This window comes from Petrachloros mirabilis, from assembly GCF_975968855.1.
Genome location: NZ_CDLUDY010000274.1, coordinates 1 through 7299 on the forward strand (window position 1 = coordinate 1; position 7299 = coordinate 7299).

Annotated in this window: 8 protein-coding genes; all 8 read right to left on the bottom strand. The window is 55.5% G+C overall.

The window, feature by feature from the left end; translation table 11 throughout:
- On the bottom strand, positions 1-627 hold a 627-nt coding region (locus tag ACWVCN_RS11785), incomplete at its 3' end, for a 3-deoxy-D-manno-octulosonic acid transferase (RefSeq protein WP_455245953.1).
- A gap of 145 nt (positions 628-772) precedes the next feature.
- Entirely contained in the window at positions 773-1366 is a 594-nt protein-coding gene (locus tag ACWVCN_RS11790; protein ID WP_455245954.1) for a lysophospholipid acyltransferase family protein, read from the bottom strand.
- Positions 1359-3104 (bottom strand): lipid A export permease/ATP-binding protein MsbA, encoded by a 1746-nt coding sequence (gene msbA, locus ACWVCN_RS11795; RefSeq protein WP_455245955.1) that lies wholly within the window; start codon positions 3102-3104, stop codon positions 1359-1361. The genes ACWVCN_RS11790 and msbA overlap by 8 nt, the downstream gene beginning before the upstream one ends.
- Positions 3092-4222 carry a lipid-A-disaccharide synthase gene (gene lpxB / locus ACWVCN_RS11800; RefSeq protein ID WP_455245956.1) on the bottom strand — a complete coding sequence of 377 codons (1131 nt, stop codon included), beginning with the start codon at positions 4220-4222 and terminating at the stop codon, positions 3092-3094. The genes msbA and lpxB overlap by 13 nt, the downstream gene beginning before the upstream one ends.
- Positions 4223-4229: 7 nt before the next feature.
- Positions 4230-5192: a Gfo/Idh/MocA family protein gene (locus tag ACWVCN_RS11805; protein ID WP_455245957.1), complete on the bottom strand. Its 963-nt coding sequence runs from the start codon at positions 5190-5192 to the stop codon at positions 4230-4232.
- Positions 5189-6049 carry an LpxI family protein gene (locus tag ACWVCN_RS11810; RefSeq protein ID WP_455245958.1) on the bottom strand — a complete coding sequence of 287 codons (861 nt, stop codon included), beginning with the start codon at positions 6047-6049 and terminating at the stop codon, positions 5189-5191. The genes ACWVCN_RS11805 and ACWVCN_RS11810 overlap by 4 nt, the downstream gene beginning before the upstream one ends.
- A 4-nt stretch (positions 6050-6053) precedes the next feature.
- The gene (gene lpxA, locus ACWVCN_RS11815; protein ID WP_455245959.1) at positions 6054-6860 is read right to left on the bottom strand and encodes an acyl-ACP--UDP-N-acetylglucosamine O-acyltransferase; all 807 of its coding nucleotides are present in this window, start codon (positions 6858-6860) and stop codon (positions 6054-6056) included.
- 122 nt (positions 6861-6982) lie between these two features.
- On the bottom strand, positions 6983-7299 hold a 317-nt coding region (gene fabZ / locus ACWVCN_RS11820; RefSeq protein ID WP_455245960.1), incomplete at its 5' end, for a 3-hydroxyacyl-ACP dehydratase FabZ.

Here is a 7299-nt window from a genome sequence, read left to right on the forward strand (position 1 = left end):
CTTGATATTCCCGGTCCGCCGCACAATCTGAGCATCCGCGCCCAACGCGACGATACGTTCTGCATCGCGATCCGACTGCATCAAGCAAAGGCTTAATCTTCGCAACATTGACCGGTAGAAAGACCGAATAAGTCCCCATTGCTGACGGCCAAACGAGCCGCTGGATATGCGACCATTGACCATAATCGCAGGAATTCCATGCCGGTGAAGATCCCTCAGGAGATTGGGCCAAAGTTCCGTCTCGACAAACAGATAGAGGACGGGGCGCAGCCTGGTGACAAGCCGGGCAACGACCCAAGGAAAATCCAGTGGCGCATACAGATGCTCCGCGACTCCCGCCAACCGTTGTTCGACCGCCTCTCGTCCTGTTTCCGTCACGGTGGACACAATGAAGCGATGATCAGGATGACGCCGTTGAAGCTCTTTCACAAGTGGAGAGACAGCTACGGCTTCACCGAGCGACACCGCATGAACCCAGACCAACGGTCGATGGTCCGGCACGATAGGCGGAGAGGCAAACCCAAACCGCTGTGTAAATCCACGACGACAGCGCCGCTTGGCAAGCAAAATGACCAAGATGAATGGAGAGGCAATCAGCAGGAGAACATTATAAAGGATATACAGCATCGTAGTGGACGATCAGGACTAGAACATGGCGGCATGACGAAACATCACTTTCTCCCTTCACCTCCTACCTGACTGACAGTTTTCTCGGCTTGAGCAGTCAATTGGTTCAAGATCGTTTCAAGTTCCAACCGTTTCGCCTCCAATCCTACTTGGTCAAGTTCTCGAGGCACAATGATTGGGGCACCCCACAGAAAAATCCCGCGAGAGAACGGATACGGGACCATGAAGCGATCCCAACTCGCAAAGAGTTTTTTTTTGAGCAGCCGAAAGCCACCGGGATAATCGGTAAACCGGTCGACTTCGCCAACTGAATCACCCCCATTTTCGCCACATGTGCAGGACCTTTCGGACCGTCTGGCGTCACAACGACATCCCGGCCGGCCCGGCCGAGTCGAATGAGCTCTCGTAATGCCACGACGCCACCTCTCGTACTTGATCCCCTCACAGCTTGATGGCCGAACTTCGCAATGATTCGCGCGATGATTTCTCCGTCCCGATGTTGACTAATGAGCACGTGAGCAGCAGGCCCCCGGCAAGCAAAGGGCATCATGAGTTGTTGGGAGTGCCAGAACGCAACGATGATGTTCTGCCCCTTCCGATAGAACGCATCAACAGTTTCGTGCCCATATATACGGAACTGCATCGACCTTCCTAACACGCGGATCATCGTTGCGCCCATTGGAGGCAGCACAGACAGCTTCAACCATGATTTAAGCCCCTTGAGGAATGAATTACCCATTCGGCACGTCCTGAAACTGCATGGCGTGTAGCCGCTTGTATTGACCTCCGCGGAGGAGCAGTTCGTCATGTGTCCCGACCTCCACGATTGTCCCACGGTCGAGAACAACAATCCGGTCAGCACGCTGAATGGTCGATAATCGATGGGCGATCACAACAGTCGTCCGATTTTTCATGAGATTACTCAACGCTAACTGAACGATCCGTTCCGATTCATTATCCAAAGCAGAGGTCGCCTCATCCAAGATCAGCAACGGAGGATCCCGGAGAATGGCCCTCGCAATAGCGAGCCGTTGACGCTCCCCACCTGAAAGTTTTACACCCTTCTCACCCACCAGCGTTTGATAGCCCTGCGGGAGACGCTCCACGAAATCATGCGCGTAGGCCAGCTTCGCGGCACTCACGATGTCGTCGTCAGATGCATCACGCCGCCCAAAGGCGATATTATTCCGAACGGAATCATCGAACAAAACCACGTCCTGCGACACAATACCGATTTGTGCCCGAAGGGAAGCCAGAGTATACGATTGAATGTCGACGCCATCGATGAGAACACGCCCGGAGGTCGGTTCGTAGAACCGAGGGAGCAGGTTCACCAGGGTTGTCTTACCGCCGCCGCTACTTCCGACCACCGCCACCATTTCACCCGCGCGAATCGTCAAGTCGATGTCGGACAGAGCCGCCACCGTCTGGCCATCGTAGATAAATGTCACATCTTCATAAACAACCGACTGTGTAATCGGAGGAAGCGCTAATTGTCCGCGATCGGCTTCTTGTTCACTCTTGAGGTCAATGACGCTGAACACCCGCTCGGCCGCCGCAAGCGCCTGTTGAATCGCGTTGTTCGAACCGGATAACCGACGGATCGGCGTGTAGGCCATGAACATGGCCGCCAAGAAAGAGAAGAACGCGCCGGGCGTCATCGACCCATTGATCACAAGATACCCGCCATACCAAATGATTGCTGCAACCCCGACCACTCCGATCACTTCCATGTGTGACGAGCCAAGCGAGGACACCTGGATGGCCTTCATTGTTGTGTTGAGAAACGCTTTGTTGCTCCGTTGGAAGCGTTCAGCCTCCGCATCTTCACGTCCATACGCTTTCACCATCCGGATGCCGGACAGCGTCTCTTGCAGCGTGGACGCCATGTCGCCCATCCGTTCCTGGCCGCTGGCCGCCAAGGCGCGCAATCGTTTCCCCATCCGTACCATCGTGACGACTGCCAGAGGAATGACGATGATCGACAGACCGGCCAGTTGCCAGTTTTGATAGAAAATCACGCCCATCATCACCAGGAATGTGAGGCCCTGTTGAAAGATATCTTTCAGCACACCAGCCACCGCATTCGCCATTAATGAAACATCGTTCACCACCCGGGCAACCAGCCGCCCGGAAGTGTTCGTATTGTGATAGCCGACCGGCAACCGGATCAATTTTCCGAACAGCTCTTGTCTGATGTCGGCGATTACCTGGTTACCGACATAATTCATGAGGTAGTTTTGACCGTAGTTGAAGGCGCTCTTGAGCACGGACACGACAAAGAGGGCAAGCGGAAGCACGAGCAACAACGACGCATTCTTATTGATGAAGATTTCGTCCAACACAGGCTTGACGAGCCACGCGTAGGCACCGGAAAAGGCCGCAACCATGCCGGAGCAGACGAAGGCCGCGATCAATCGAACCCGATAGGGTTTCAGATAACGAACAAGGCGTATGAACCGATCTAGGCTCGACATTCGTTCAACACTACCTGCGCTGCACGGTGGGACGCTCCCGGCTCTCGCAGGAGATGTCGAACGTTCTGCAGTTCGCGTTTCATTTCATTATACGCGTTCGTATCCGTCAAGAGACGCCGAACTTCTCGGAGCAATTGCTCCACCGTCGCATCATCTTGAATCAGTTCCGTCACGATCGAACGCCCCGCAACGAGATTGACCAGTCCGATCCATTTTACCTTGATCAACCAGCGAGCCAGCCGGTACGTCAACGGCGTGGTCTTGTAGAGCAGGACCATCGGAGTCCCGACCACTGCAGCCTGAAGTGTCGCAGTTCCTGACGCAATCATCAGCACATCGGAAACCGCCATGACCTCGCTGGCTTGCCCGCGTACCACTTGAACCGGTACGGGGCTCCTTTTCAGCAGGTCCTGGAGCAGATTATCATCAATTGAGGAGGCCTGCGCCAGGATAAAAAGGGTTTGGGGATTCCTAGAGTACAGTTCGGCCGCTGTCTCAAGCAGTACGGGTAATAGCATCGTGACCTCTGCGCGACGGCTTCCCGGCAGCAAACCGACGACGGGAGAAGATTCATGCAGGGCGAAGCGACGCCGTAGGACGTCTCTATCATAATGTGCTGCAACCGCATCGAGCAGCGGATGGCCGACGAATGTACAGCGGACACCGGCGCGCCGGTATATTTCTTCCTCAAACGGCAGGATGACCACCACATGATCCACGCGTTGCTGAATCCACTTGATACGCCCGGGGCGCCACGCCCATATTTGCGGTGCAATGTAATATACGACGCGGCGGCCGGCCGCTTTCGCGACACGCGCAAAATGAAAATTGAGGCCGGGATTGTCAATCAATACGACCAGATCCCAGGCCTCGGTCTTAAGCACCCTCCTGATGGCAAAGATCCGCCGAATCATCGTGCGAACGGCGGAAAGACCGATCAATCCCACCACATCCAAGTGGGGAATGCCAGGGACCAGCTTGACGCCGGCCTCCTTCATTGCATAGCCGCCGATTCCAACCAACTCGGCTTTCGGATCAAGCGCCCAAATCGCCTTGGCCAAATTGGCGCCGTGTAAATCTCCGGAAGCCTCGCCCGTCACAATGAGAATTCTTGGCATATTCGGTCTACGAGGCAAACGTCTGTTCTTGTCTTGCCACAAAAGCCGAAATGGCCTTGAGGACATGCTCCGCGATATCCAAGGCAGCCGCTCCATCTGCTCCAGATACCACCGGCTTCTTCCCATTGTTGACCGCCTGGATGAACGATTCCAACTGTAGCTTCAGCGGTTCTTCCTCTCCTCCTTGCAGTTGCTCGACTTCGACGGTCGGACGCTGCCCGGCTTGAGCGATGCGCCGGCAAATCACACCCTGCCTGGTTTGAAAATCTATCGCGAGGTAATTGTCTGGCTGAAAAAGCCGTAACCGCCGCATCTTGCTGGTCGAAACACGGCTGGCTGTCAGGTTAGCCACGCAGCCGCTCTTGAATTGAATACGGGCGTTGGCGATGTCGATGGTCGGCGACAGAACAGGCACTCCTGCCGCCTGTATATCTTCGACCGGACCCGGATTGAACGAGAGCACCAAGTCGAGATCATGGATCATGAGATCAAGCACGACGTCGACATCGGTTCCACGCTCACTGAAACTGCTAAGCCTGTGACCTTCGATAAACACTGGACGGCGAATATGGGGCCGCATAACTTGCATCACAGGATTGAACCGTTCGCTGTGCCCCACTTGAAGGCAGCACCCCTTCTCTTCAGCGAGTTGCACGAGTTTGTGGGCCTCCTGGGACCTGGCAGTAATCGGTTTTTCTACCAGGACGTGTTTCCCGGCCAATAGACAGGACTTGGCAACAGCGTAATGCGCTGAAGTCGGGACAGCAACGCTGACAACATCGACGTGGGAAAGGAGCTCATCGACGGTGCGAAACACATGGACGCCATGACGATCCGCGACAAGTTGAGCCCGATCACCCGATTGGTCAACTACGCCGATGAGTTGAACGCTCGGGAGAGAGGCATAGAGGCGGGCATGGTGTTGCCCGAGGTGCCCCACCCCTATGACGCCGGCTTTGACATGGGTCATGCTGTTGGCACCCCTTCAAAGTCGTCAGGTTTGACGAGACCGACGACAGCGATTCGCGCAGCACGGGCCCTCTCAAGGGTGATATCCCGGTCCAACAACACGGTCCGCCCTGCTTCGACGGCAAGCACCGAGGCCTTGACGGAACTCATCACTTCAATTGTTTTCGGTCCGACGGCGGGCAGATCGAACCGAAGGTCCTGTTGCGGCTTGCAACGCTTGACGACGACTGCACCCTCCTTGGCTAATTGACCTCCGCGTTTGATCGCTTCATCCGTCCCTTCGACCGCTTCGACTGCTACAACAACCCGATCCTTGATAACCACACACTGGCCGATGTCGAGGCGTCCGATCTCCTTGGCGACCTCCCATCCATAGCGGATGTCCTCCCACTCCTTTTGATTGGGGACACGGGATGTCAATACACCTTCTTCTGCGAGGATGCCTTCGAGACCGAAGGTCGATTCGCAAATGGTAATCCCCTCGCCCTCGAGTTCCTTAGCGAACTCCCTCAGGATATCGTCATCCTTCCAGAGGGCAAGCCGAGTCGCCAGCGCGAGGGTGCGAAAGTCGGGACGCACAGTAGAAAATACGTGCGTCTTCTTGATCCCGCCTAGCATCACCGCGCGACGGACATCGTCCTGTTTGAACGCGTGAATCAACTTATTGAGCTGACCGATCTTGATCCAGTGGATCCGATCAACATGCCGGGACAATTCAGGATCCGTTTCACCTTCGTGAGCGACGGCGGAAACGTGATACCCCATCTTCCGAGCATTCTCGGCAAAGATAATCGGGAAACGGCCGTTGCCGGCAATCAAACCAAGCCATTCGCCGCCAACTTGAGGCGCCTGCGTCACGAGCTTACTCCTCGTGCTCCTGATCTTTCCCTACCGATCGGCAGATCCCCCGCTTCGTCCCTTGCAAAAAAGCGATCACGGCATTTACATCCGGATGCTCCCCGAACTCCGCCTTGGCGAGTTTTGCGGCCTCTGCAGTCTTGTGACCCGATCGGAATAACAGATCATAGGCCTGTTTCAGCACCGCTACCCGGTCGCTCGAGAAGCCATGACGCCGAAGCCCAACGGAATTCAGCCCGTACATCCGCGCACGATATCCGCCGGCCGCCCTCATGAAGGGGGGGAGATCCTGGCCCAATGCGCAACAGCCACCAACCATGGCGTAGGCACCGATGCGGACGTATTGGTGAATGCCGGACAACCCACCGATGATCGCATGATCGCCGATGATGATATGACCTGCTAAGCTTGCCGCATTGGCCATGATGAGATGACTGCCCAAGCGGCAATCATGGGCAACATGGCAGTACGCCATCAGGAAATTCTTGTCACCGATCGACGTGACTCCGCCACCCTGTACCGTTGCTCGATTCACAGTGACGTATTCCCTGAAGATGTTGTCGTTCCCAATCACGACTTTCGTCGGTTCACCTTTGTAGCCCAAGTGCTGGGGCGGCCCTCCGACCGATACGAAGGGATGAAATTCACAACGCTCACCGACTTCCGTCCAGCCCTCGATCGTGACATGAGATAACAGTCTCGTCCCATTCCTGATAATCACATGTTCTCCCACGACACAAAAAGGACCAACCTGCACATCTTCGGCTAGCTGTGCCCTGGGATGAATAACCGCAGTGGGATGTATCTGCACTCCAAACCTCCTTACATGAACATCGAACGGGAAGCGTGACAAGCAGCGATGATCGACACTCCTACTTTCTCAGCGCTCCAGATGAGCACCCCGGCCTCTTCCATTCGCCGCTCACCTTCGCCTCATTTCTCCTCCGTTACCATAGCCGTCACTTCCGCTTCACAAACAAGCTCGGCCTCCACAAAAGCCCTACCCTGCATTTTCCAGAATGGAGCGCGTTTCTTGACGACGTCGATCTCAAACCGCAATCGATCACCGGGCACGACAGGTTTCCGAAATTTGGCTCCATCGACGCCGGTTAGATACACGACCGGCTTCGCAGCCCCTCCCAGCGATTTAAACGCCAGAAGCCCGCCGACTTGAGCCATGGCTTCGAGAATCAAGACACCTGGCATCACAGGCCGACCAGGGAAATGACCTTGAAAAAAAGGCTCGTTGA

Coding starts and splice junctions, on each gene's coding strand:
- ACWVCN_RS11790 (WP_455245954.1), bottom strand. CDS start 1,366: ATGGGTAATTCATTCCTCAAGGGGCTTAAATCATGGTTGAAGCTGTCT.
- msbA (WP_455245955.1), bottom strand. CDS start 3,104: ATGTCGAGCCTAGATCGGTTCATACGCCTTGTTCGTTATCTGAAACCC.
- lpxB (WP_455245956.1), bottom strand. CDS start 4,222: ATGCCAAGAATTCTCATTGTGACGGGCGAGGCTTCCGGAGATTTACAC.
- ACWVCN_RS11805 (WP_455245957.1), bottom strand. CDS start 5,192: ATGACCCATGTCAAAGCCGGCGTCATAGGGGTGGGGCACCTCGGGCAA.